This window comes from Chitiniphilus shinanonensis DSM 23277, from assembly GCF_000374805.1.
GTDB classification, from domain to species: Bacteria; Pseudomonadota; Gammaproteobacteria; order Burkholderiales; family Chitinibacteraceae; genus Chitiniphilus; species Chitiniphilus shinanonensis.
In genome coordinates, this window is the sequence record NZ_KB895336.1 from 60,503 (window position 1) to 83,517 (window position 23,015).

At 68.7% G+C, this 23,015-nt stretch carries 21 protein-coding genes; 8 read left to right on the forward strand and 13 right to left on the reverse strand.

Translation table 11 applies throughout. From position 1 onward, the window contains the following. Positions 1 to 11: 11 nt before the first annotated feature. Entirely contained in the window at positions 12 to 1,241 is a 1,230-nt protein-coding gene (gene argJ, locus C556_RS0103945) for a bifunctional glutamate N-acetyltransferase/amino-acid acetyltransferase ArgJ (RefSeq protein ID WP_018746931.1), read from the reverse strand. 186 nt (positions 1,242 to 1,427) lie between these two features. Here argJ and C556_RS0103950 point away from each other — a divergent pair, with 186 nt between their 5' ends. The 7 genes from C556_RS0103950 (at position 1,428) to C556_RS0103980 (ending at position 8,338) form a co-directional block, all read left to right on the forward strand. Then, positions 1,428 to 2,126 carry an ABC transporter ATP-binding protein gene (locus tag C556_RS0103950; protein WP_018746932.1) on the forward strand — a complete coding sequence of 233 codons (699 nt, stop codon included), beginning with the start codon at positions 1,428 to 1,430 and terminating at the stop codon, positions 2,124 to 2,126. Then, entirely contained in the window at positions 2,123 to 3,508 is a 1,386-nt protein-coding gene (locus tag C556_RS0103955; protein ID WP_018746933.1) for an ABC transporter permease, read from the forward strand. Before C556_RS0103950 ends, C556_RS0103955 begins: the two co-directional genes overlap by 4 nt. Positions 3,509 to 3,764: 256 nt before the next feature. Then, the gene (locus C556_RS0103960) at positions 3,765 to 4,529 is read left to right on the forward strand and encodes an outer membrane lipoprotein-sorting protein (protein WP_018746934.1); all 765 of its coding nucleotides are present in this window, start codon (positions 3,765 to 3,767) and stop codon (positions 4,527 to 4,529) included. After that, on the forward strand, positions 4,526 to 5,776 hold the full coding sequence (locus C556_RS0103965) for a hypothetical protein (RefSeq protein WP_018746935.1): 1,251 nt from the start codon (positions 4,526 to 4,528) through the stop codon (positions 5,774 to 5,776). Before C556_RS0103960 ends, C556_RS0103965 begins: the two co-directional genes overlap by 4 nt. A 21-nt stretch (positions 5,777 to 5,797) precedes the next feature. Then, positions 5,798 to 6,916 (forward strand): sensor histidine kinase, encoded by a 1,119-nt coding sequence (locus C556_RS23575; RefSeq protein ID WP_018746936.1) that lies wholly within the window; start codon positions 5,798 to 5,800, stop codon positions 6,914 to 6,916. 13 nt (positions 6,917 to 6,929) lie between these two features. After that, a complete protein-coding gene (locus C556_RS0103975) occupies positions 6,930 to 7,661 on the forward strand; it encodes a LytR/AlgR family response regulator transcription factor (RefSeq protein WP_018746937.1) in 732 nt (243 codons plus the stop codon). Between the two features lie 278 nt (positions 7,662 to 7,939). After that, positions 7,940 to 8,338, forward strand: a complete 399-nt coding sequence (locus C556_RS0103980; RefSeq protein ID WP_083930375.1) for a polyhydroxyalkanoate granule-associated phasin — start codon at positions 7,940 to 7,942, stop codon at positions 8,336 to 8,338. A 5-nt stretch (positions 8,339 to 8,343) separates the two neighbouring features. Here C556_RS0103980 and C556_RS0103985 read toward each other — a convergent pair whose 3' ends face one another. The 10 genes from C556_RS0103985 to C556_RS0104030 form a co-directional block, all read right to left on the reverse strand. Beyond that, positions 8,344 to 8,739, reverse strand: a complete 396-nt coding sequence (locus tag C556_RS0103985) for a DUF488 domain-containing protein (RefSeq protein ID WP_018746939.1) — start codon at positions 8,737 to 8,739, stop codon at positions 8,344 to 8,346. Between the two features lies 1 nt (position 8,740). Beyond that, complete coding sequence (locus tag C556_RS0103990) at positions 8,741 to 10,048, reverse strand: sensor histidine kinase (protein WP_018746940.1); 1,308 nt, start codon at positions 10,046 to 10,048, stop codon at positions 8,741 to 8,743. Continuing rightward, on the reverse strand, positions 10,045 to 10,719 hold the full coding sequence (locus tag C556_RS0103995; RefSeq protein ID WP_018746941.1) for a response regulator transcription factor: 675 nt from the start codon (positions 10,717 to 10,719) through the stop codon (positions 10,045 to 10,047). Before C556_RS0103995 ends, C556_RS0103990 begins: the two co-directional genes overlap by 4 nt. A gap of 4 nt (positions 10,720 to 10,723) precedes the next feature. Beyond that, positions 10,724 to 11,092 (reverse strand): DUF1294 domain-containing protein, encoded by a 369-nt coding sequence (locus C556_RS19240; protein ID WP_018746942.1) that lies wholly within the window; start codon positions 11,090 to 11,092, stop codon positions 10,724 to 10,726. Then, positions 11,077 to 12,069, reverse strand: a complete 993-nt coding sequence (locus C556_RS0104005; protein WP_018746943.1) for a serine/threonine protein kinase — start codon at positions 12,067 to 12,069, stop codon at positions 11,077 to 11,079. Before C556_RS0104005 ends, C556_RS19240 begins: the two co-directional genes overlap by 16 nt. Beyond that, on the reverse strand, positions 12,066 to 12,713 hold the full coding sequence (locus C556_RS0104010; protein WP_018746944.1) for a YceH family protein: 648 nt from the start codon (positions 12,711 to 12,713) through the stop codon (positions 12,066 to 12,068). Before C556_RS0104010 ends, C556_RS0104005 begins: the two co-directional genes overlap by 4 nt. 124 nt (positions 12,714 to 12,837) lie before the next feature. Next, a complete protein-coding gene (locus tag C556_RS0104015) occupies positions 12,838 to 13,827 on the reverse strand; it encodes a DUF2950 domain-containing protein (RefSeq protein ID WP_018746945.1) in 990 nt (329 codons plus the stop codon). Positions 13,828 to 13,848: 21 nt separating this feature from the next. Beyond that, positions 13,849 to 15,144 (reverse strand): DUF3300 domain-containing protein, encoded by a 1,296-nt coding sequence (locus tag C556_RS19245; protein WP_018746946.1) that lies wholly within the window; start codon positions 15,142 to 15,144, stop codon positions 13,849 to 13,851. A gap of 185 nt (positions 15,145 to 15,329) precedes the next feature. Continuing rightward, complete coding sequence (locus C556_RS0104025) at positions 15,330 to 16,043, reverse strand: phosphoadenylyl-sulfate reductase (protein ID WP_018746947.1); 714 nt, start codon at positions 16,041 to 16,043, stop codon at positions 15,330 to 15,332. A gap of 164 nt (positions 16,044 to 16,207) precedes the next feature. Beyond that, the gene (locus C556_RS0104030; protein WP_018746948.1) at positions 16,208 to 16,987 is read right to left on the reverse strand and encodes a sulfite exporter TauE/SafE family protein; all 780 of its coding nucleotides are present in this window, start codon (positions 16,985 to 16,987) and stop codon (positions 16,208 to 16,210) included. A gap of 207 nt (positions 16,988 to 17,194) precedes the next feature. Between C556_RS0104030 and cysB the strand changes: the two genes are divergently transcribed. Then, positions 17,195 to 18,142 carry an HTH-type transcriptional regulator CysB gene (gene cysB, locus C556_RS19250; protein ID WP_018746949.1) on the forward strand — a complete coding sequence of 316 codons (948 nt, stop codon included), beginning with the start codon at positions 17,195 to 17,197 and terminating at the stop codon, positions 18,140 to 18,142. Positions 18,143 to 18,233: 91 nt separating this feature from the next. Here cysB and C556_RS0104040 read toward each other — a convergent pair whose 3' ends face one another. Together C556_RS0104040 and C556_RS21445 are read right to left on the reverse strand one after the other, a co-directional pair. Continuing rightward, a complete protein-coding gene (locus C556_RS0104040) occupies positions 18,234 to 20,456 on the reverse strand; it encodes a putative bifunctional diguanylate cyclase/phosphodiesterase (RefSeq protein ID WP_018746950.1) in 2,223 nt (740 codons plus the stop codon). Next, positions 20,449 to 23,004, reverse strand: a complete 2,556-nt coding sequence (locus tag C556_RS21445; RefSeq protein ID WP_018746951.1) for a PAS domain-containing sensor histidine kinase — start codon at positions 23,002 to 23,004, stop codon at positions 20,449 to 20,451. Before C556_RS21445 ends, C556_RS0104040 begins: the two co-directional genes overlap by 8 nt. Between the last annotated feature and the right edge of the window lie 11 nt (positions 23,005 to 23,015).

The following is a 23,015-nucleotide window of genomic DNA, read 5'->3' on the forward strand; positions in this document are numbered from 1 at the left end:
TCATCGCCGGATCAGCTGCGGTAGTCCGCGTTGATCTTCACGTAGTCGTAGCTGAAGTCGCAGGTCCAGACCGTCGCCGTCTCGCTGCCGCGGTTGAGCTTCACCGTGACGGTGATCTCGGCCTGCTGCATCACGCGCTGGCCCTGTTCCTCGGTGTAGCTGGCGGCGCGGCCGCCTTTTTCGGCGACCAGCACGTCGCCCAGCCACACTTCGAGCCGGTCCACGTCGAGGTCGTCCACCGCCGAATAGCCGATGGCGCACAGGATACGGCCCAGGTTGGGGTCGCTGGCGAAGAACGCGGTCTTGATCAGCGGGCTCCTGGCGATGGCGTAGCCCACGGCCTTGCACTCGTCCCAGCTCTTGCCGCCTTCCACCTTCACCGTCATGAACTTGGTCGCGCCCTCGCCGTCGCGGATGATGGCCTGCGCCAGCGTCTGCGCCACCGCCAGCAAGGCGTCGCGGAAGGCGATGAAGTCGGCGCCGGTTTCGTCGGCGATCTCGGCGTTACCGGCCGCGCCGGTGGCGATCAGGATGTAGCTGTCGTTGGTGCTGGTGTCGCCGTCGACGGTGATCGAGTTGAACGAGCGGTCGGCGGTCCACTTCGCCAGCTTTTGCAGCACCGCCTGCGACACCGCCGCGTCGGTCGCCACGTAGCCCAGCATGGTCGCCATATTGGGATGGATCATCCCGGCGCCCTTGCTGATGCCGGTGATGGTCACGGTCTTGCCGCCGATCTGCACCTGGCGGCTGGCGGCCTTGGGGGCGACGTCGGTGGTCATGATGGCGCGGGCGGCCTCGGCCCAGTGGGTGGGCGCCAGATCGGCGGCCGCGTCCGGCAGCGCGCCGACGATCTTGTCGGCCGGCAGCGGCTCCAGGATCACCCCGGTGGAGAACGGCAGCACCTGTTGCGGCTGGATGCCGAACTGGCCGGCCAGCGCGTCGCAGATGCGTTGCGCGCGCGCCAGGCCGTCCAGCCCGGTGCCGGCGTTGGCGTTGCCGGTGTTGACCACCAGCGCGCGGATGTCGCTGCGCGCGGCCAGATGTTCGCGGCACAGCCGCACCGGCGCCGCGCAGAACTTGTTCAGCGTGAACACACCCGCCACCCGGCTGCCTTCGGCCAGTCGCATCACCAGCACATCGCGTCGGCCCGGTGTCTTCACACCGGCGGAGGCGATGCCAAGCTCCACGCCGGCGACCGGGTGCAGTTGGCTGGGATCGAGTTCTGGCAGATTCACGGGCATGACAGTGATTCCTGGGTGGGTTGAGGGGAAGCCTGAATTCTACCTGTCGCCCATGCGGGATGGCAGCATGCGTTTCGTCCGATACGGTGACGCTTCGTCCGTCTCTGTTGCACTTTGTCGCAACGCCTGGTGGCCGGTGGGGCCGCGTCATAGATTGGCGAGGTATTCCCAAAGAGAGAAACCGCCATGCAAGCAGTCGTCCTGGACGGCGTCGGCAAGCAGTATCGGCTGGGGCAGGTGGATGTGCCCGCCCTGACCGACATCGGCTTCGAGATCCGCGCCCAACGCTTTACCGTGCTGTCCGGCCCGTCCGGCAGCGGCAAGACCACCCTGCTCAACCTGATCGGCGGCATCGACCGGCCCGACAGCGGCAGAGTGCTGATCGACGGCCAGGATCTGGACGCGCTGGACGACGACGCGCTGTCGGATTTCCGCGCCCGCCGCATCGGCTTCATCTTCCAGAACTTCAACCTGCTGCCGGTGCTGACCGCGTTCGAGAACGTCGAGTATCCGCTGCTGCTGGCGCGGGTGCCCGCCGCTGCGCGCCGCGAGCGGGTGCGCGAGCTGCTGGACGCCGTGGGCCTGGCCGACAAGGCCGGCAACCTGCCCAACCAGCTTTCGGGGGGGCAGCGCCAGCGCGTCGCCATTGCGCGGGCCCTGGCCGCCCGCCCGACGCTGGTGCTGGCCGACGAGCCGACCGCCAACCTCGACAGCCACACCGGCGAGGCGATCATCGCACTGATGCGGCGCATCCAGCGCGAGCAGCAGGCCACCTTCGTGTTCTCGTCGCACGACCCGGCCGTGCTGGCCGAGGCCGACGACGCCGTGCACATCCGCGATGGCGCGATCACCGCCATCGAGCGCCGCGACGGGGTGATGGCATGAACCTGCTTCCGCTTGCCGCGCGCAACCTGCTGCGCAACCGCCGCCGTTCCGCCACCACCCTGTTCGCCATGATGGTGGGCGCGATGGCGATCCTGTTGTTCGGCGGCTACGCCCGCAACATCAACCTGGGTTTGCAGACCGGCTTCGTGCAGCACGCCGGGCACCTGCAGATCCAGCACCGCGACTACTTCCTGTTCGGCAACGGCAATCCCGCCGCCTACGGCATCGCCGACTACCGGCGCATCGTCGATCTGGTGGAACACGACCCGGTGCTGAAACCGATGCTCAAGGTGGCCACACCCACGCTCAGCCTGGGCGGCATCGCCGGCAACTACGCCGCCGGCGTCTCGCGCACCGTGATCGGCGGCGGCGTGGTGGTGGCCGACCAGAACCGCATGCGGCAATGGAACGACTACGGCTTCCCCATCGTGTTCAAGCCGATGCGCCTGACCGGCACCGCGCCGGACGCGGCGGTGATCGGCACCGGCGTGGCGCGGGTGCTGCAACTGTGCGGGCCGCTGGCGGTGCGCCATTGCCCGACCCCGCACGTGGAACAGGCCAGCGGCGCCGACCTGCCGGGCGACATCGCCGCCCTGGCCGGCGAGGCGCAGGCACAACGCGCGCCGCGCCAGGCGACCACCATCGAACTGCTGGCCGCCAACGCCCACGGCGCGCCCAACGTGGCCCGCCTGAACGTGGTCGCCGCCGTGCCGCAAGGCGTCAAGGAGCTGGACGACATGATCGTGCAGCTGCATTTCGCCGCCGCGCAGAAGCTGGTGTACGGCGGCGACACGCCCAAGGCCACCGCCGTGGTGCTGCAACTGGCGCACACCAGCCAGATTCCCGCCGCCCGCGCCCGCCTGGAGCAGTTGCTGGCGCAGCACTTCCCCGGCCAGCCGCTGACCGTGCTCGACTACGCCACCCTCAATCCGTCCTACGGCCAGATCGTCGGCATGTTCGGCGCCATCTTCGGCTTCATCGCGCTGCTGATCGGGGTGATCGTGCTGTTCACGGTCAGCAACACCATGAGCATGGCGGTGGTCGAGCGCACCGTGGAGATCGGCACCCTGCGCGCCATCGGCCTGCGCCGCGCCGGCATCCGCCGCCTGTTCGTGATCGAGGGCCTGCTGCTGGGCCTGGCCGGCAGCATCGCCGGCGTGCTGGCGGCCCTGGCCGCCGCCTGGGCCATCAACCACGCCGGCCTGAGCTGGATGCCGCCGGGCAACGTCGAGCCGGTACCGCTGACGGTGCGGGTGTGGGGCGAATACACCATGATCCTGTCGACGCTGCTGGGCCTGACCCTGGTGGCAGGCATCTCCGCCTGGTGGCCGGCCCGCCGCGCAGCGCGACTGGAGATCGTCGACGCCCTGCGGCATGTGTGAAGCGCGCCGCGCGCCGCGCTGGCGCGCGGTGGGAAGGGCAAGACCTTGAAACCCCAAATCTTGAAACACAGAGAACACAGAGAACACGGAGTTTCACAAAGAAATGAGGAAGAGGGGAAAGGGAGGGGGCATGCGAGACGTGATGTTTATTTCTTTCGAGGGCAAGGCAATGCAACGACATGAACACAGCGGCATCCGGGGTTGGTTTTCACCCTTCCCCCTTCTCCCTTCCCTCTTCCCCGCGCGCCCCTTCCCCGTGCGCAGCACGCTTGCCGGCCTGCTGCTGTGCATCGCCACCAGCGCCTTCGCCGCGCCGGATGCGCAGACCATCCTGGCGGCCAGCGACGCGGTGCGTAATCCGGACAAGCCGTTCGGGCTGACCACCACGCTGCTGGAATACCGCAACGGCAAGCAGACCGACAGCACCACGCTGGCGGTGTATTCCCGCGCGGCGCCGGACAGCGGCCAGTTCCGCAGCCTGTTGCGCTTCCTGGCGCCGGCGCGCGATGCCGACAAGCTGATGCTGAAGAACGGCAACGACCTGTGGTTCTACGATCCGGCCAGCAAGGGCACGGTGCGCATCTCGCCACAACAGCGCCTGCTGGGACAGGCCGCCAACGGCGACGTGGTCACCGTCAACCTGGCCGGCGACTACAACGCCACGCTGGCGGGCGAGGAGGACATCACCGATGGCGACCGCCAGCCGCGCCACGCCTGGAAGCTGGACCTCAAGGCGCGCGCGCCGGATGTTACCTACCATCGCATCGAGATGTGGATCGACACCGCCAACAACCGCCCGGTGAAATCGCGCTTCTACGCCGAGAGCGGCAGCCTGCTCAAGACCGCCTACTACCGGCGCTACCAGTCGCAACTGGGCGTGGCGCGGCCAACCGAGACCGTGATCATCGACGGGCTGGACCCGAACTGGGTCACGGTGATGCGCTTCTCCGACTACGCTTGGCGCGACGTGCCCGAAGCCTGGCTGCAACGCGACTACCTGCCGAGGTTCCGCCCGCAATGACGCGCCATCCGCTCTGGCTGCTGGCCGCGTTGGCGCCGCTGGCCGTCGCCGCGCCGCAGGACGACGATGCCGCGTTGCAACTGGCCGACGACGCGCCGACCGTGGCCACCGCGCAGCGCGACTGGGCCGCGTTCGCCGAACTGGCACTGGGCGACAGCCAGGCGCGCAGCGGCGACGATCCGTCGGGCGATGCGCGGCTGTCGCTGGATGCCCGGCTCGATCGCGCGCTGGCACTGGGCTGGCGGCTGGTGCTGGCGGACCGGCTGGACATGCGCTGGCTCGGCGGGCTGGACGAACAACGCAGCGTCAACACGCTGAAAGAGGCATATCTGGGCTGGCAGCCGGCGCCGGAATGGCTGCTCGACCTGGGGCGCATCAACACCCGCTACGGCGCCGGCACCGGCTTCAACCCCACCGATTTCTTCAAGGTGGGCGCGCTGCGCTCGGTCAGTTCGGTCGAGCCGTCCAGCCTGCGCGAAAACCGCCTGGGCGTGGTGATGGGGCGCGGCCAATGGCTGTGGCGCGGCGGCTCGCTGACCGCGATCTACGCGCCCAAGCTGGACAACGCACCGAGCGACGACCCGTTCAGCCTGGACCTGGGCGCCAGCAACCCGCGCGATCGCGGCCTGCTGGTGCTCGGCCATGCGTTCTCCGATGCCTTCAACCCGCAACTGCTGCTGTACCGCGAAGCCGGCGAGGATCTGCAAGCCGGCCTCAACTGGAGCGCACTGCTGGGCGACGCCACCGTCGCCTACCTGGAATGGGCCGGCGGGCGGGCGCCGTCGCTGGCCGGGCGCGCCGCCGGCGAGGACGACCGCGCCTTCCGCGCCGCCTTCGTCACCGGCGTGACCTGGACCGCGCCCAGCAAGTTGTCGCTGACGCTGGAATACCAGCGCGACAACGCCGCCGCCGATGCGGCGCAGTGGAAAGCGTTGCAGAATGGTCGCCCCGACGCCTACTGGCGCTACCGCGCGCTCGCCGGCCAACGCCAGGCGCTGACCACCCGCGAATCGGCCATGCTCTACGCGCGCTGGCAGGATGCGCTGGTGCAACGGCTGGATTTCTCCGGCTTCGTGCGCCACGACCTGGTGGATGCCAGCAACGCCACCTGGCTGGAGGCGCGCTGGCGCGGCGAGCAGGCCGACCTGGCGCTGCAATGGCAGTACAGCGCGGGCGACGCGCTGAGCAACCACGGTGGCCTGCCGCTGCGGCAGCGCTGGCAGGCGCTGGTGGCGCACTATTTCTAGCGTTTTCGGAACCGGATCGAGATGAACCCGCAACACGACGACAGCGAAGCACCGCCACGGCCCTGGTGGTCGGCGTTTTCCCGCCGCCTGCCGGCGCCGGCGTGCGAGCCGGCCGACACCCGCTGGCGCAGCCTGCTGCTGCTGCTCATCGTCAACCAGGGCATCGCGCTGCTGTTGCTGGCCGCCGGCATCTCGTCCGGGCTGTGGCCCACCTTTCTCATCGCCAACTGCGTGGGCATCGTGATCTACACCGCCTACGCCGTGGCGCAGCGGCTGGTGCCGTGGTACTGGGCGCGCCACGCGCTGGCCCTGCCGTTCGGCCTGTTGCTGGGGCTGAAGCTGGCGGCGCTGGCCGGCGCCTATGACGTGACACAGTCGCTGCTCGACCCGGTGACGCACTGGCGTCTCGTCGTCACCTGCCTGCTGATCGCGATGGCCGCCACCATCGTCATCTCGCAGTACTTCCACAACCTGGAATACCGCGCCCAGCTCGCCGCCGAGCAGCGCCGCGCCGCCGAGGCGCGACAGGCCGAGACCGCCGCGCAGCTCGCGTTGTTGCAGGCGCAGATCGAACCGCACTTCCTGTTCAACACGCTGGCGACGGTGCACGGCCTGATCGAGCGCGATCCGCCGCTGGCGCGCACCATGCTTGACCACCTCAATGGCTACCTGCGCGCCAGCCTGGGCCGCACCCGCCGGCCGAGCACCACGCTGGGCGACGAGCTGGAGCTGATCGGCGAACTGCTGGCCATCGCCGCGATCCGGCTCCAGGCCCGATTGCGCTACCGCATCGACGTGCCCGACGCGCTGCGCCGCGCGGTGCTGCCGCCGCTGTTGTTGCAGCCGCTGGTCGAGAACGCGCTGGAGCACGGCATCGAGCCCGCGCTGCACGGCGGCGAGATCGTGATCGAAGGGCGGCTGGACGCCGACGGCCTGCTTCACCTCGACGTGCGCGATACCGGCCCCGGCCTGCGCGACGGCCAGCCGGCGTTCGGCGACAGCGGCGCGGGCGGCGTGGGCCTGGCCAATGTGCGCCAGCGCCTGGCCACGCTCTACGGCGACGCCGGCCGCCTGGCCCTGTACCCCAACGCCCCGCACGGCGTGCACGCCGAACTGCGCCTGCCCTATCGAGAAGCCTGATCCCGGAGACATCATGCCGACCGCCCTGATCGCCGACGACGAACCGCTGCTGGCCGAACACCTGGTTTCGCGGCTGGCCGAATTGTGGCCGGCGCTGGAAGTCGTCGCCGTCGCCGCCAACGGCCTGGAAGCGATGGCCGCACTCGGCGCCCGCACCATCGACTTCGCCTTCCTCGACATCCGCATGCCCGGCCTGACCGGCCTGCAAGTGGCGCAGGTCGCCGGCCAGACCCGGGTGATCTTCGTCACCGCCTTCGACGAATACGCGCTGGCCGCCTTCGACAGCGCCGCGGTCGATTACCTGCTCAAGCCGGTGAGCGACGCGCGGCTGGCGCAATGCGTGGCCCGCCTGCAACGCGAGGCCCGGCCCGAAGTGGACCTGGCCGCCGTGCTGGCGCAACTGGCCGGCCGCGCCGCCCCCGCGCTGACCTGGCTGACCGTCGGCCTGGGCGACACCACGCGGCTGGTGCACGTCGACGAAGTGATCTACTTCGAGGCCAACCAGAAGTACACCGACGTGGTCACCGCCAGCGAACGCCACCTGATCCGCACCCCGCTCAAGGAACTGCTGACGCAACTGGACGCCAACCGCTTCGCGCAGATCCACCGCGGCCTGATCGTCAGCCTGCCGGCGGTGGCGCGCATCCAGCGCGACCTGCTGGGCCGCTACCAGGTGCACCTGCACCAACGACCTGAAACCCTGCCGTTATCGCGCAGCTTCGCGGGGCAGTTCCGGCAGATGTGATTGGGTGTGGTTGGAAGGGGGGGTGAAACCCCAAGTCTTGAACCACAGAGGACACAGAGAACACGAAGGAAAAACAAGGAGAAAGGCGAAGAGCATCGAACAACTGGAAAGGATTTGCCTTTCTCAGCCTCTTCTTGGTTCTCTCCGTGTTCTCTGTGTCCTCTGTGGTTCAAGACTTGGGGTTCCCTACCCATCCAACAAAAACCGTAGTTTTCCACATTGCACTGCACCATCCGGCTGCCAGACTGGGGGCGAACCCATAACCAGGAGTTATGTTCATGGCCTCGTCTTCCAATCCTTTTCTGGCGTTCTGGACCAACCAGCTCACGTTGTGGGAAATCTGGTGGGCGACGCCGCAGGTGATGACGCATCGGCTGACCCGCATGGCGCGGGCCGGACACGCGCCCAGCGTGCGCGACCAGCGCGAGTTCACCCGCATGGGGACCGAAAAAGTGGATGCCTTCAGCCGCGCCGGCTGGGCAATGGGGCTGGAACTGTGGCGCGTCCAGCAGCAGTGGTGGCTGGCCTGGCTGCGTGCCTGGCCGCTGGCCGGCGGCACGCTGGCGGTGCCGCGCCTGCCGTCCGTCAACTACCATCGCCTGCTGGCGCGTGGCATGGCGCCGGTGCATCGGCGGGTGACTGCGAATGCCAAGCGGCTGGGGCGGACCAAGTTGTAGCCGCGTCAGGCATCGGGCGCGAACGCCGCACCTTGCTCCGCCAGCAATTCCCGCAACACGCTGCGATGGCAGTGTGCTTCGTCCTCGCAATAGCAGCCGACCGAGAAATCGCTGTGCTGCGACAGCGCCGCCAGCAGGGCGATGGCGTGCGCGTGTTCCGGCTGGGCCATCTCGGCGCGGTACTTGCGCACGAATTCGGCCCATTGCGCGGGCGTTGTCGCTGCCTGGGCCAGCTTGACCGTCTCGGGGCTGGGCGCGAGGTTGGGAAACCACACGTCGTACCAGTTGCCCGAGGCGAATTCGCGCTTGGGCACGCCGCGCGGGGGGCGGCGCACGGTGCCGATGCGCAGCCCTTCGCCGGGAAGGCGCGGGCTGCCGAGGCGGACGATACGGACGGCCATTTCAGTCTCCCGATGCGGGCAGGGGAAAGCGCACCCGGACCGACAGCCCGCCCAGGTCGGCGCCATCGAGCACGATGGTGGCGCCATGGCGCTGGGCCACGGCCTGGACGATGGCCAGCCCCAGGCCGCTGCCGCCTTCGCCGGCGTCGGCCGCGCGATAGAAGCGGTCGAACACGCGCTCGCGCTCCGCTTCGGCGATGCCGGGGCCGTTGTCGGCCACTTCCAGCAGTACGCCATCGCGCTCCGCCGTCACCCGCACATCCACCCGGCCTTGTCGGGGCGCGTGGCGCAGGGCGTTGGCGACCAGGTTGCCCACCAGCGAGCGCAGCGCGGTGGCGTCGCCGGTGACGGTGGCGCCATCGGGCGCGGCGTCCAGGCCCAGATCGATGGCGCGGGCCTCGGCCAGCGGTGCCTGGGTGGCCAGCACGTCGCGGGCCAGCCGCGCCAGATCGACCGGCTGATGGGCGATGGGCGCGCCTTCGCTGCGCGCCAGGGTCAGCAGTTGTTCCAGCACATGCATCACCCGTGCGTGGCCGGCGGCCAGCTCGGTCAGCGCGGTCCGGCGTTCGGCATCGCTGTCGGCGTGTTCCAGCCATTGCAATTGCAGTTTGAGCGCGGTCAGCGGCGTACGCAGTTCGTGGGCGGCGTCGGCGGTGAAGGCGCGCTGGCGGTCGAGCGCGGCGGCCAGCCGGTCGAGCAGGGCGTTGAGCGCGGCCACCAGCGGCTGGGCTTCCTCCGGGGTGTGCGACAGCGGGATCGGCGCCAGCGCCTCGGGGTTGCGCTGGCCGACTTCGCTGGCCAGACGGTCGAGCGGCCGCAGGCCGCGCCCGATCACCCACCATGCGGCCAGCAGCAGCAATGGCAGCACCCACAGCACGGGCGCGACGGTGCGCCACGCGGCGGCCAGCGCCAGCCGCTGGCGCACCCGCAGCGGCTGCGCCACCTGGATCACCTGGTCGGGTCGCGCCAGCGAGAACACCCGCCAGTTGCCTTCGCTGGTCGGCACGGTGGCGAAGCCCAGTTGTGCGCGATCCGGCAGCACCCGGTGCGGATGCGAGTAATAGCGACGCACGCCGAAGCGGTCCCACACCTGGATCACGAAGTCGAAGCCGGCCACGCCGCCCAGGCGCGGCACTTCGGCGCCGAACGGGCGGTCGCTCAGCGCCAGCGCCAGTTGCCGCAGCTGGTAGTCGAACAGCGCGTTGGCCTCGTCGCGCGCGCGCACGAACGCCAGGGTGCCGGACAGCGCGGTGGCGACGACGCTGACCGCGAGCACGGTGACCAGCAGTTGGCGGCGCAGCGAGATCATGGTGACTCCGGCGGTTCCTGGGGCACGAAATAGCCGACGCCGCGCAGGTTGCGGATCCAGGCGGCACCCAGCTTGCGGCGCAGGCCGTGGATGTGCACCTCGACGGCGTTGCTTTCCACTTCCTCGCCCCAGCCATACAACCGTTCCTCCAGTTGCGCACGCGATTGCGGCTGGCCGGGGTGCGACAGCAGGGCGAACAGCAGGTCGTATTCGCGCGCCGACAGGTTGACGGCCTGCCCGCGCAGCCGCACTTCGCGGGTGGCCGGGTTGAGCGCCAGCGCACCGTGCGCCAGCGTGGGGTCGGCGCGCCCGCCGCGACGGCGCGCCACAGCGCGGATGCGCGCGGCCAGCTCGTCCAGGTCGAACGGCTTGACCAGGTAGTCGTCGGCGCCGGCATCCAGCCCGGCCACGCGGTCGGCCACGGTGTCGCGCGCGGTCAGCACCAGCACCGGCAGTTCGGAACCGCCGGCGCGCAGTTTCTCCAGCACCGCCAGGCCATCCTTGCGCGGCAGGCCCAGGTCGAGCAGCAGCGCGTCGTGCTGGCGCTGCGCCAGCGCCAGTTCGGCCGCCAGGCCGTCGGCCACGCGGTCGACGGTGAAGCCCAGCGGCCGCAGCCCGTGCTGCACGCCGCGCGCGATCATGTCGTCGTCTTCCACCAGCAGGATGCGCACGGCGTCAGTGTCCCCCCAACTGCCCGCTCAGCCAGGCGATGCCGGCGACGTTGAGCAGGGCGCAGGCGACGAACACCGCGCGGAACGCGGCCTTGCGGCTTTTGTGGCGCAACAGCTGCTGCGCGATCCAGGCGCCGGGCCAGCCGCCGAGCAGCGCCACCGTCTGCAAGGTGGCTTCCGGCACCCGCCGCCCGCCCCGCACGGCACGGCGCTTGTCGTGCCAGTAGAGCAGCAGGGCGATGGCGCTGAACAGGGCATAGGCGATGCCGAACAGCGGCAGGCCGGCGCGCAGTGCGATGATGGCGGCCACGGGCAGCAGCACCAGCAACAGCAGGTCGAACAGGTCGAAGCGGCCCATCACGGTGTCGGCCACAGTGGAGGTTCGTCCATCGCCGCCACCTGTTCGCGCAATGCCAGGATGTGTTCCTGCCAGTAGCGCTGGGTGTTGAACCAGGGGAAGGCGTGGGGGAACGCCGGGTCGTCCCAGCGCTGGGCCAGCCAGCCGGCGTAGTGGATCAGCCGCAGCGTGCGCAGCGCTTCCACCAGGTGCAGCTCGCGGGCGTCGAATTCGCAGAAGTCCTCGTAGCCGGCCAGGATGTCGGCCAGTTGCCGCACCCGGTCCTCGCGCTCGCCCGACAGCAGCATCCACAGGTCCTGCACGGCGGGGCCGCTGCGGGCGTCGTCCAGGTCGACGAAGTGCGGGCCGTCCGGCGTCCACAGCACGTTGCCGGGATGCACGTCGCCGTGCAGCCGCAGCGTGGCGACATTGCCGGCGCGGGCGTAGCAGTGCGCCACGCCCTGCAGGGCCTGGGCCGAGACGCTTTCGTAGGCGGGCAGCAGCTCTGGCGGGATGAAACCGTGTTCCAGCAGGTAAGCGCGCGGGACGTGGCCGAAGGTATCGGGCGTCAGCGCCGGGCGGTGGGCGAACGGGGCGATGGCGCCGACGGCATGGATGCGCCCGAGAAAGCGCCCCAGCCATTCCAGCGTGTCGCGGTCGTCCAGCTCGGGTGCGCGGCCGCCCCGGCGCGGGAACAGCGCGAAGCGGAATCCGGCATGACGGAACAGGGTGACACCGTCGATGGACAGCGGCGCAACCAGCGGGATCTCGCGTTCGGCCAGCTCGGCGGCGAAGGTGTGTTCCTCCAGGATCTGCGCGTCGCTCCAGCGCCCGGGGCGGTAGAACTTGGCGATCACCGGCGCGGCATCGTCCAGCCCCACCTGGTAGACGCGGTTTTCGTAGCTGTTGAGCGGGAACTGGCTGCCGCTGACGGCGAGCCCGACGCTTTCCACCGCGTCGAGCACGCAGTCGGGCGTGAGTGCGGAGTACGGATGCGCGGCGAGGTCGCTCATTGCAGGCCGAGTTCCGTATAGACCCTGGCCAGCGCGGCGCGCAGTTCGGTCACTTCGTCCTGCAATCGGGCGACGTCTTCGCGCAGGGTGGCGAGTTCGCCGCCGTCGGCGCGGGCGGCGGCCGGCGCGGCCACCGGCAGCTCGGGCTCGCCGCACAGCAGGTGGGCCCAGCGGCTTTCGCGGCTGCCCGGCGCCTTGGGCAACTGCACCACGTAGGGATCGTCCGGCCGGCTGGCGAGTTCGTCGAGGAAGCCTTCGACCGCCGAGCTGTCGAGGAAGCGGTGCAGCCGCTCGCTGTTGGCGCGCAGTTCGGCCACGGTCTGCGGGCCGCGCAGCATCAGCGTGACCAGCAGGGCCACCGACTGGCTGGGCAGTTGCAGGCCCTTTTCCATGTTGTGTGCGTAGCGGCTGGCGCGGCTGCCGGAGGATTCGACGATCAGCGTGCGGGCGCGCAGTGTTTCCAGTGCGGCCAGGACCTCGGCCTCGGTGGCGTTCATCACCGGATCGCGGCTGGTCTTCTGGTTGCAGCCGGCGGTGAGCGCGTTGAGCGTGAGCGGGTAGGTGTCGGGAACGGTGAGTTTCTTTTCGACCAGCACGCCGAGGATGCGTGCTTCGAGCGGGGAGAACGGGGCGGTCTGGGGCATGTGGGGTCGGCTGGGCTGCGAACCGCCGCCACGGGGGCGGCGGTCCTGGAATGCGGTAGGCGGTGGCGGGGCCACTGCGGCGGACCCGTCCGCGGTTCACTGGAACCGCGGACAGGCGCCAAGCCTACCTTGCCGACGCCGAAGCATCCACTTTCTGCCAGCCCTGGTCCGGGTTGAACAGGGTGATCCGGTGCGCGACGTCCGGGGTCTTGGGGCCGAGGTCGCGCTGGTAGACCACGCCATCCTGGTTGACCAGGAAGCTGGTCACGCCGGAGACGCCGTAGCTGGCCGGCCAGGCGAGCAGCGCGAAGCCGCCGGTCATGCCGTCCGCGGTGCGGTAGTCGCGCGCGCCACCGGGCGCGGCGGCGCCCTGGCCGGTGAGGATGCGGTAGTAGTAGCCGTGGTACGGCGCGCCGGGGCGGGAATGGTTGTAGCCCTCGTCGGCGGCTTCGGCGGCGAGGATGCCCAGCGGGCTGGGGCCACCGTCGTCCTTGCCCTGCCAGTAGTTGTCGTCCTCCGGCCAGTACAGGCCGTCGCGCTTGCCCTGGCTGCTGACGATGCGGTCGGCGTAGGGGGCCACCTTGGCGTGCTGCGGATTGCGTTCGTGGTACTCGCGTTGCGCGTCCACGTAGGCCAGCGCCACCTGGATCGCCGACAGCTCGTTGCCGCCGATGCGCCGGTCGAGCAGTTCCTCTTTGCCGGCGGCCGCGTCGAAGTACCACTTGCCCAGGGCGTTCCTGAGCGGGATGGGGAACGGCCAGTCGTCCGGGCCGATTTCCAGCACGCGGGTGCCGGGATTGACCGGGCGCAGCACGTGCTTGGCGTCGTAGGCGGCCAGGAAACGACGGCCGGCCTCGCGGTCGGCCACGGCGTCGCCGGAATCGAACAGCGCTTTGGCATCGTCGCCGAACACATCCAGCAGCTTGTCGCGCTGGCCGTTGCGCGCGGCATCGACCAAGGCCGCCACCGCCTCGTCGGGCGTGGCGTAGTGCTTGGGATTGGCGGCGTGGGCGGAGATCACCAGCATCAGCCAGACCAGGGCCATCGGCAGCGACAGGAAGTGCCAGGGCAGACGCTTGCGTGCCGGGCCGGAACGGGAAATGGAGTTGAACATGTCGTGGGGCTCCGTGAACCGTTAACGTCGATGGAAGCCGCCGCCACCGCCGGCGGGCCGCTGGATGTTGGCGCGGCTGCTCGCGCCGCGCGAGGCGGCCGCCCGGCTGGCGCTACCGCCGCGATCGACCCCCTGGAAGGCGTTTTCGCGGGGCTGGGCCTGCCGTTGCGGCGTGGCGCCGCGATTGGGGTTCTGCCGGTCCAGGTTGCCGGTGTGCTGCTGGGCGGGGCGATTGGTGTTGGCGCGTTGTTGCTGCGCGTCGCGACCCTGGCCGCGATCGAGGTTGCCGGATTGGCGGTTCTGACCGCGGTCGAGATTGCCGGCCTGGCGTGCCTGGTTGCCGTCGCGTTGTTGCAGGGTGCCGCGATCCACGTTGCCCAGGTTCTGGCGCTGGGCATCGGCGCGGCCACGGAAGGCGTCGCGGTTCTGCGCGGTATTGGCATTGCCGCGGCCGCCGTGGGCGAAACGCTGCTGGGTGGCGTTGTCGCGGTACTGCACGCCGCCGCGGTGCCCCGGATCGTGCTGCCAGTTGTTGTTGCGCACGTTGTTGTTCACGTTGTTGAAGTTGCGGTTCACATTGCGGTTGAAGTCGTTGTACCGGTTGACGTTGATGTTGATGTCGTCGTGGTGCCAGTCGAAATTACCCCACAGCGCCGCGCCGACCGCGACGCCGGCGGTGAAGGAGAAGAAGCTGGCGGCGGCGGTGTAGCCCGGCGGATACCAGTAGAAAGGCTGATAGGCGGGATAGGGCCAGGGGCCGTAGACCACGGTCGGGTTGTAGGTCGGCACGTACACCACCTGCGGCTGGGCCGGTTCGATGGTGATCACCTGCGGTTGCTGCGCCGTGGCCTGCACCACGGTCACCGTCTGTTCCTTGGACGACTTCAGGTTGCCCTCGGCCTGCGCCTTGGTGCGCAGGCGCTGCACGGCGCTCATCACGTCGGCCTGTTGCGCCAGCACGGCGTCGCCCAGGCGCTGGGTCCAGTCCAGCTTGTCGTTCATCATCTGCAACACCTGCGGGAAGGCGGCGAGCGACTTCACGCTGGCGTCCCAGCTCTGCGATTGCAGCGCGTCGTCCAGCGCCTTGTCCTTGAGGTTGGGGTTGTTCTTCACCCATCGTTCCGCCTCGACGATTTCCAGCGGGTAGGTGGACGCCATCATCACCTGGGCCAGCAGTGAATCGGGATAGAGGGCGATGGGAGCGACGAGTTGTTCCAGCTCGTCGGGCTTGAAGGGTTTGGCATCGTCGGCCCAGGCTGGATGCGCCAGGGCCAGCATGGCCAGCACGGCGACGAGGAACAGGCGTAGCGCTTTCATGGGAAGCCTCGCGGGGGGAAGTCCGGGAAATATCCTGAGAATCGTTCAACGACTATAGCCGTTGGCCGATGTTCCCGCCGCGATGGGGCGATGTGACTTAAGCACCGCCGGCAATGGTGTTTTGCCGCGTCCCGCGAAAGCAAAAAACCCCACTGCGAAGTGGGGTTTTTTTGGGGCGTAGCGGCTCAGGGGCGGCGCAGCGGCGAGACGGCCGAGGCGCTGGCGCTATGCAGGCCGCATTCCTTGAGGTCCGGGTTCTCCCACCACCAGCGGCCGGCGCGCACGTCCTCGCCCATCGCCACCGAGCGGGTACAGGGCGCGCAGCCGATCGAGGGATAGAACTGGTCGTGCAGCGCGTTGTACGGCACGCCGTTGGCCTTGATGTAGGCCCACACTTCCTTTTCGGTCCATTCCAGCAGCGGGTTGAATTTCTCCAGGCCGTTGCCGGCGTCCCATTCCTGCACCGTCATGTCGGTGCGGGTGGGCGACTGCTCGCGGCGCAGGCCGGTCACCCACGCCTTCTTGCCGGCCAGCGCGCGGGACAGCGGCTCCAGCTTGCGGATGCGGCAGCATTCCTTGCGCAGGTCCACCGATTCGTAGAAGGCGTTGATGCCGTGCTGGTTGACGTAGCGCTCGACGCTGGTGGCGCTGGGGAAGAAAGTGACCACCTGGGCGTCGGGATAGGTGGTGCGCACCTTGCCCATCAGGTCGTAGGTCTCGGCGGGCAGGCGGCCGGTATCCAGGCTGAACAGGCCGATGTCCAGGCCGTGGCGGGCGATCAGGTCGGTGAGGACCATGTCCTCGGCGCCATACGAGTTGGCGAACACCGCCGGGCTGTACTCGGTGGCGATGCGTTGCAGGATCGCCAGCGTGTCGGCGAGCTTTCGTTCGAGATCCATGTACGACTCCAGAAGCGACGCGGGCGTGGCCACGCCCGGAGAGCGACTAACAAAACCCAGCGAAGCGGTCCTGGCAGGCAGCGCGAAACGCAGACAGTACGTGTAGTACGGCAAGTTCAGCTCGGCGCCTCCGCACGACGCGGCCAGGAGGGTTTGGTCAGCCTTTAAAAAACCAGCTTGCTGCCGACCAGCACCAGCATGCCGGCAAGCACCGGGCGCAGTATATGGTCCGGCAGGCGACCGGTCAGTTGGCTGCCGAAGTAGATGCCGGGCAGCGAGCCTACCAGCAGGTTGCTCAGCAGGCCCCAATCCAGATTGCCCAGCCCGGCGTGGCCCAGTCCGGCGACCAGCGTCAACGGCACCGCGTGCGCGATCTCGGTGCCGACCAGCCGCGCGGTGGGCAGCAGCGGAAACAGCAGGAACAGCGCGATGGTGCCGATGGCGCCGGCACCGATCGACGACAGCGTCACGATCACGCCCAGCAGCGCGCCATTGCCGATGGTGGCCCAGCGCCGTTGCAGGCCGCCGTGCAGGCTGGCCGATACGCCGACATGCCGCTGCGCGAACTGTAGCAGCCGCTGCTTGAAGATGATGGCGACCGAGGTCAGCATCAAGGCGACGCCCAGCGCGTGCTTGATGACGGCGTTGATGGCTTCGGTCTCGGCGCGCATCACGTGCAGCGCCCACACCGTGGCCAGCGCGGCGGGCACGCTGCCCAGCGCCAGCCAGCGGGTGATGCGCCAGTCGATGTTGCGGTGCTTGTGGTGCACCAGCACACCGCCGGCCTTGGTGATCGAGGCGTAGAGCAGGTCGGTGCCGACGGCGGTGGCGGGATTGATGCCGAAGAACAGCAGGATCGGCGTCATCAGCGAACCCCCGCCGACGCCGGTCATGCCCACGATAAAGCCGACGGCGAGGCCGGCTACGATGAACCCGATTTCCATGTGTGCCCAGGTGGTGTGCGACGGTATTGTTGTTGAATGGCGCGGTGGCCGTCTCGCGCGGGCCGGAAGCCCGATGGAGGCCGCGCAGGGTGCGGGAACTGCGAGGCGGCCGAGGTGCGAGGCCTGATCATAGCAACGTGATTTATAAGCCCTTATACTGTTGTGTTAGGATTTTAGAAGAGTCGGTTATACCAACGGACGGTATCCATGAAACTGCAACAGCTGCGCTATCTGGTCGAAGTCGCCAAGCAAGGGCTCAATGTTTCCGAGGCGGCGGAAAAACTGCACACCTCGCAGCCCGGCATCTCCAAGCAGATCCGCCTGCTGGAGGATGAACTGGGCGTGCAGATCTTCATCCGCAACGGCAAGCGCGTGGTGGATGTCACCGCGCCGGGGCGGGAGATCCTGCGGATTTCCGAGCGCATCCTGATGCAGGCGCGCAACCTCAAGCGCATCGGCGAGGAATTCGTCAACGTCGAGGGCGGCAGCCTCACCATCGCCACCACGCACACCCAGGCGCGCTACGCGTTGCCGCCGACGGTGAAGGCGTTCCTGGAGCGCTATCCCAAGGTGCGGCTGTCGATCAAGCAGGGCAGCCCGACCCAGATCAGCGAGATGGTGGTCGAGGGCGAGGCGGATCTGGCGATCGCCACCGAGGGCATCGACCACTATCCCGAGCTGGCGATGCTCGACTGCTACGACTGGAACCGCGATGTGGTGGTGCCGAGCGGCCATCCGCTGGCGTCGCTGGGCCGGCCGATCACGCTGGAGGATGTCTGCGGCTACCCGCTGATCACCTACGACTTCGCCTTCACCGGGCGCAGCCGGATCAACCAGGCATTCGAGAACGCCGGACTGGTGCCCAACGTGGTGCTCACCGCCATCGACACCGACGTGATCAAGACCTACGTGCGGCTGGGGCTGGGCATCGGCCTGATCGCCAGCATGGCGTTCGAGCCGGAGCATGACCTCGGCCTGACCGCGGTCGAGGCCGGCCACCTGTTCGAGAAATCGACCACCCACATCGGCGTGCGCAAGGATGCGTACCTGCGCGGCTACGCCTTCGATTTCATCCAGTTGTTCGCGCCGCACCTGACCCGCGAGGTGGTGCGCGAGAACCTGCTGTGCGAGCCGGGCGACGGCGACGACGAGTGACGCGCGGCACCTTGCCATGGAAAAAGCCGGTCGATGGACCGGCTTTTTCGTTGGGCGCGAAACCAGGGTGCGAGGTCGTCGGTGGCCGCGCTCACTGTCGCGCCTGGCGTGCCGCCAGCCAGTCGCGCAACTCTTCCAGCGGCATCGGCCTGGCATAGAAGAAGCCCTGCGCCTCGCCGCAGCCCAGCGCGCGCAGGAAGCCCGCCTGCTCGGGGGTTTCCACGCCCTCGGCGATCAGGCGCAGGCCCAGTTTCTTGCCCAGGGTGACGATGGTCTCGGCGAACAGGCCGCCCTTGCCGTCGCGGATCTCGTCGACGAAGGCGCGGTCGATCTTCAGCCGGTCGATCGGCAAGGCCCGTAACTGCGCCAGCGACGAGTAGCCGGTGCCGAAGTCGTCGATGGCCACGCTGATGCCCAGCGCCCGCAGGCTTTCCAGCGCGGCGATCACCGTCTTGGGCTCGTCCATGGCGATGCTCTCGGTGATCTCCAGCTCCAGCGCCGACGGCGGCACGCGGCTGCTGCCCAGCCGGCTGGCGACGCGCTCGGTCAGGTTGCCGGTGCGGAACTGCGGCATGCTGACGTTCACCGCGATCCGCAACGGGCTTTCCTGCAACGGCGACAGCACGTGATACGCCTTGCAGGCTTCGCTCAGCACCCATTCGCCGATCTCCACGATCAGCCCGGAATACTCGGCCAGCGGCACGAACACCGAGGGCGGCTGGACGAAGCCGGCCTCGCTGGGCCAGCGCAGCAGCGCTTCGACGCCGACCACCTCGCCGCTGTGGATCGCGACCTGCGGCTGATACCACACCGCCAGCCGCTCGGCATGGAAGTCGTGCTTGAGCTGGCGGATCAGGTCGAGCCGCCAGCGGGTGTGTTCCTCCATGTCGCAGCTGAAGTAGTCGAAATCCGCCGACAGGTGCTTCTTGGCGCCGTTGAGGGCGATGTTGGCGCGCTTGAGCAGGTTGAAGCCCGAGCCGCCGCCGTCCTCCAGCCGGCAGTAGCCGAGCTTCACGTTGACCGGCAGCAGGTGTTCGCCGACCTCGAACGGCATGGCGAACAGCGCCGTGAGCGCTTCGGGGCGCAGCCGCTCGTGCGGGCCGAGCACGCCGAACACGTCGGCACCGATGCGCGCCAGCCGGCAATCGCCGTATAGCGCACCTTCCAGCCGCGTCGCCACGGCTACCAGCAGCTCGTTGCCCACGTCGTGGCCCAGGCCGTCGTTGATGTCGGCGAAATGGTCGATGTCGATCAGCGCCACCACCTGGCCTTGCTGGCCGTCGCGTAGCGCGTGCTCCAGCTGCACGATGAAGTTGCTGCGGTTGGAAAGGTGCGTCAGCGCGTCGTGGTAGGCGGCGAAGTTCAGCTTCTCCATGTAGTTGAGGTTGCTGAAGCAGGCCGAGATGTTGGCGGCGAACACCGCCACCAACTGGCGGTCGGCCTCGGACAGCGGGCCGCCGGTGTCGAGGTAGACGGCGCCTTCCTGTTCCGCGCCGCGCAGGTAGAGCGTGGTGTGGTCCAGTCCGAACTGGTGGGTGCTCTGGGTGATGGTTTCCTCGATGGCGGTGCGCACCACGCTGTCGCCCAGGTCGTCCAGCGGCGCGGCGATCAGCGGTGCCAGTTTGCCGGCGGCGCCGACGATGTACAGCCGGTCGCGATCGTCGTCGAACGGCGAGCCGCGCTGGGCGCAGACGATGCCGTCCAGCGGCAGCTTGAGCAGCGCGGTCATCTGGGTGAGCACGCCTTCGGCGAACTGGGTCAGCGCGTGCTGTTCCATCAGGTCGGCCACCGCCTTGACGATCAGTTCCAGCCCGCGGCGGTTCTCGGCGATGGTGCGGATCTGGTCGAACGAGCGCAGCGCGGCGGTGATGGCGGTGATCAGCCGGGTGCGGGTCAGCTCGGCTTTGGTGCGATAGTCGTTGATGTCGTAGTTGTTGAAGACGGTCAGCTCCGGCGCGTAGCCCGGCTGGCCGGTGCGCAGGATGATGCGGCATTCCCACATCCCCAGCGTTTCGCGGATATGGCCCACCAGCGCCAGCCCGGCGTCGTCGGTTTCCATCACCACGTCGAGCAGGATCACCGCGAAATCGCGGCGGGCGGCCAGGATGGCGCGCGCCTCGGCGGCGGAGCGCGCGTGCACCAGCTCCAGGTGGCGCCCCAGCAGTGTCTGGTCGGCCAGCGCGAAGCGGGTGGCGGCGTGTACTTCGTCGTCGTCGTCGATCACCAGCAGCGGCCAGCGCGACGCCGGGCGTCGCGGGTTGGCCGCTTCGTCTTCGAGCAGGATCAGCTCGTCGTTCTGGTTGTTGTCATTCATGCGTCGGGTTTTCCTGCGGCAGGGGCGCGATGCGAGGCAAGGTCAGAATGAAGCGTACTCCGGTGCCTTCGCCGGGCGAAAGTTCTAGGCGGCCGCCCAGCACGCTGTGCACCAGGTTGTAGACGATGTACAGGCCCAGGCCGCTGCCGCCCTGGCCCAGGCGAGTGGTGAAGAAGGGGTCGAACACCCGCCGCTGCAAGGATTCGGGGATGCCGACGCCATCGTCCTGGTAGACCAGCTGCACCTGGTTGTCGTTCACGTTGGCGGTGCCGATGCGGATGGTGCCGGTGCGCCCGTTCGGGAAGGCGTGGGTCAGCGAGTTGGTCACCAGGTTGGTGATGATCTGTTCCAGCGGGCCGGGGTAGCTCTGCAACTGGATGTTGGCCGGCAGGTCGGTCTCGACCCGGTGCGGCGTGTGCTTGAACTGCGGACGCAGGGTGGACAGCACTTCCTCCACCGTCTGCTTCAGGTCGAACTCGCGGCGGCGGGTGCTGGCGGTGTCCACCGCCACCTGTTTGAAGTTGCTGATCAGCTCGCTGGCGCGCTGCGCGCTTTTTTCGATCAGCAGCGCGGCCTCGGCGCAGGTGGCGACGAAGGCGCCCAGTTCCGAGCGCTTGAGCCGGTTTTCGGTGAGCAGGGTGTCGAATTCGGCCACCTTCTGCCGCAGCGTCGACGACACGGTGACGGTGTTACCCAGCGGGGTGTTCAGTTCGTGGGCGATGCCGGCCACCAGGTTGCCCAGGCTGGCCAGTTTCTCGGATTGCACCAACTGGTGCATCGCCTGCTTCAGTTCCTCGTTGGCCTCGCGCAGCTCGCGGGTGCGCTCGGCGACCGATTCCTCCAGCTGGTCGCGGGCGTTGCGCAATTCGTCTTCGTATTGCTTGCGCACCGTGATGTCCACGTCCATGCAGACGAAGCCGGTCTTGCCGTTTTCCAGATCGATGGCGAACTGGGTGGAGAGCGTCCACGCCTGGGTGCCGTCGCGGCGGCGCACCGGCCATTCGGTTGGCTCCGTGGTCTCGCCGGTGGCCGCCAGGTGATGCAGCACGCCGACGAAATTGTGGTGGTCCACCACGTCGGCGAACATGACCTCGTGGGCGTAATGGCCCACGGCTTCCTCCTCGCGCCAGCCGAACAGCTTTTCGCTGGCGTGGTTCCAGAACAGCACCCGCCCTTCGGGGTCGTAGCCCTGGATCGCCACGTTGGGGGTGTTGTCGATGATGGCGCGCAGCGTGCGCATGGCGTTTTCGCGTTCCGCCTCGGCCGCCTTGCGCTCGCTGATGTCGAGCAGTACGCCGTCGATCACCATTTCGCCGCCGATGCGGGTGGAGCGACCGCGTTCGTAGACCCAGCGCACTTTGCCGTCCGGCGTCTGCAAGCGGTATTCGATTTCGTACGGGGTTTCGTCGATCAACGCGTGCTTGACCTGCTGCCCCAGCCATTCGCGGTCGTCCGGGTGGACCAGCGCGTTGTAGCTGTAACGCCGGTTGAGCACGATCTCGTCCGGTTGCAGGCCGGTGAGCTGGACGATGCCGGGGCTGAGGTAGAGCATGGTCCAGTCGCTGTCCAGGCGGCAGCGGAACACGGTGCCGGGCATCTGATCGACCAGTGTGCGGTAGTGCAGCTCGCTTTCCTCCAGCTTGGCATGGGCCAGCGCCAGCTCGCTCTCGCGGCGCTGGCTGCGGGCGTACAGCTCCAGCAGCACCAGCGTGCTGAGGCACAGCGCCAACAGGCCCGCGAGCCCGCCGTAGCGGATCAGGTTGGCCAGCGATTGCACATACCACTGGTCGCCCAGGTAGCCGGGCAGCACGTCCCAGTACCAGGACCAGGTGGCGCCGACGCGCTGCTGCTGCACCGGGATGGTCATCAGGCTGCCGGGGTAGGGCCGCTCGCCGCCGGTGACGAAGTGCGGCTTGCCGTTCTCCCTGGCCACCGCCAGCCGCAGCATCATGCCGTTGTTGGGCAGCGTGTCGATCATGGTGACGAAGTCGATCGGGGTGAACACCAGGCCGCGCTTGCCGTGATGGGCGATCGGATACACGTGGTAGGCGCGCCAGTCGCCCAGCCGCGAGCGGAACAGCGGGCCCAGATGGGTGCTGCGGTTCTCCTCGGTGGCGTAGCGCAGGGTGTCGGCCAGCGGGGCGAGGGTGGTGATGTCGGTGCCGGGCGGCAGGGTGTTCAGGTCGGCGGTGTAGACCACCCGCAACCGGCCCCGGCTGTCTTCCTCGGCGTAGGCCAGCGGCAGATGGCCGCCATCCTCCAGGCTGCTTTGCAGCGCGTCGGCGGCCTTGGCGAATTCGTGGGCGTCGACGTTGTCGGAGCCGATGAACAGCGCCGCCATGCCGCGCAACGCCTGGCGGCGGGTGTCGAGCCAGTTGTTCAGCAGGGTGGTGACGCGCTGCGCGTCCTGTTGCGCGCGGGCGCGCTGGGTCTGGGTGGCCGCGCGCTCCAGCCAGGCGGCGGCGGCGAAGCAGGCCACACCCAGTACCACCGCCAGCAGCAGGATCAGCAGGCGCAGCAGTGGATAGAGACGGGTACGGAGCGACATGGCGAGGGCAG

Bases quoted from the DNA above. Each gene is read 5' to 3' on its own strand.
- argJ (WP_018746931.1), bottom strand. From the start codon at position 1,241: ATGCCCGTGAATCTGCCAGAACTCGATCCCAGCCAACTGCACCCGGTC.
- C556_RS21445 (WP_018746951.1), bottom strand. From the start codon at position 23,004: ATGTCGCTCCGTACCCGTCTCTATCCACTGCTGCGCCTGCTGATCCTG.
- C556_RS0104030 (WP_018746948.1), bottom strand. From the start codon at position 16,987: ATGGAAATCGGGTTCATCGTAGCCGGCCTCGCCGTCGGCTTTATCGTG.
- C556_RS0104015 (WP_018746945.1), bottom strand. From the start codon at position 13,827: ATGTTCAACTCCATTTCCCGTTCCGGCCCGGCACGCAAGCGTCTGCCC.
- C556_RS0103965 (WP_018746935.1), top strand. From the start codon at position 4,526: ATGACGCGCCATCCGCTCTGGCTGCTGGCCGCGTTGGCGCCGCTGGCC.
- C556_RS0103950 (WP_018746932.1), top strand. From the start codon at position 1,428: ATGCAAGCAGTCGTCCTGGACGGCGTCGGCAAGCAGTATCGGCTGGGG.
- C556_RS23575 (WP_018746936.1), top strand. From the start codon at position 5,798: ATGAACCCGCAACACGACGACAGCGAAGCACCGCCACGGCCCTGGTGG.
- C556_RS0104040 (WP_018746950.1), bottom strand. From the start codon at position 20,456: ATGAATGACAACAACCAGAACGACGAGCTGATCCTGCTCGAAGACGAA.
- C556_RS0103955 (WP_018746933.1), top strand. From the start codon at position 2,123: ATGAACCTGCTTCCGCTTGCCGCGCGCAACCTGCTGCGCAACCGCCGC.
- C556_RS0104025 (WP_018746947.1), bottom strand. From the start codon at position 16,043: ATGGATCTCGAACGAAAGCTCGCCGACACGCTGGCGATCCTGCAACGC.
- C556_RS0103985 (WP_018746939.1), bottom strand. From the start codon at position 8,739: ATGGCCGTCCGTATCGTCCGCCTCGGCAGCCCGCGCCTTCCCGGCGAA.
- cysB (WP_018746949.1), top strand. From the start codon at position 17,195: ATGAAACTGCAACAGCTGCGCTATCTGGTCGAAGTCGCCAAGCAAGGG.
- C556_RS0104005 (WP_018746943.1), bottom strand. From the start codon at position 12,069: ATGAGCGACCTCGCCGCGCATCCGTACTCCGCACTCACGCCCGACTGC.
- C556_RS0103975 (WP_018746937.1), top strand. From the start codon at position 6,930: ATGCCGACCGCCCTGATCGCCGACGACGAACCGCTGCTGGCCGAACAC.
- C556_RS0104010 (WP_018746944.1), bottom strand. From the start codon at position 12,713: ATGCCCCAGACCGCCCCGTTCTCCCCGCTCGAAGCACGCATCCTCGGC.
- C556_RS19245 (WP_018746946.1), bottom strand. From the start codon at position 15,144: ATGAAAGCGCTACGCCTGTTCCTCGTCGCCGTGCTGGCCATGCTGGCC.
- C556_RS0103980 (WP_083930375.1), top strand. From the start codon at position 7,940: ATGGCCTCGTCTTCCAATCCTTTTCTGGCGTTCTGGACCAACCAGCTC.
- C556_RS0103990 (WP_018746940.1), bottom strand. From the start codon at position 10,048: ATGATCTCGCTGCGCCGCCAACTGCTGGTCACCGTGCTCGCGGTCAGC.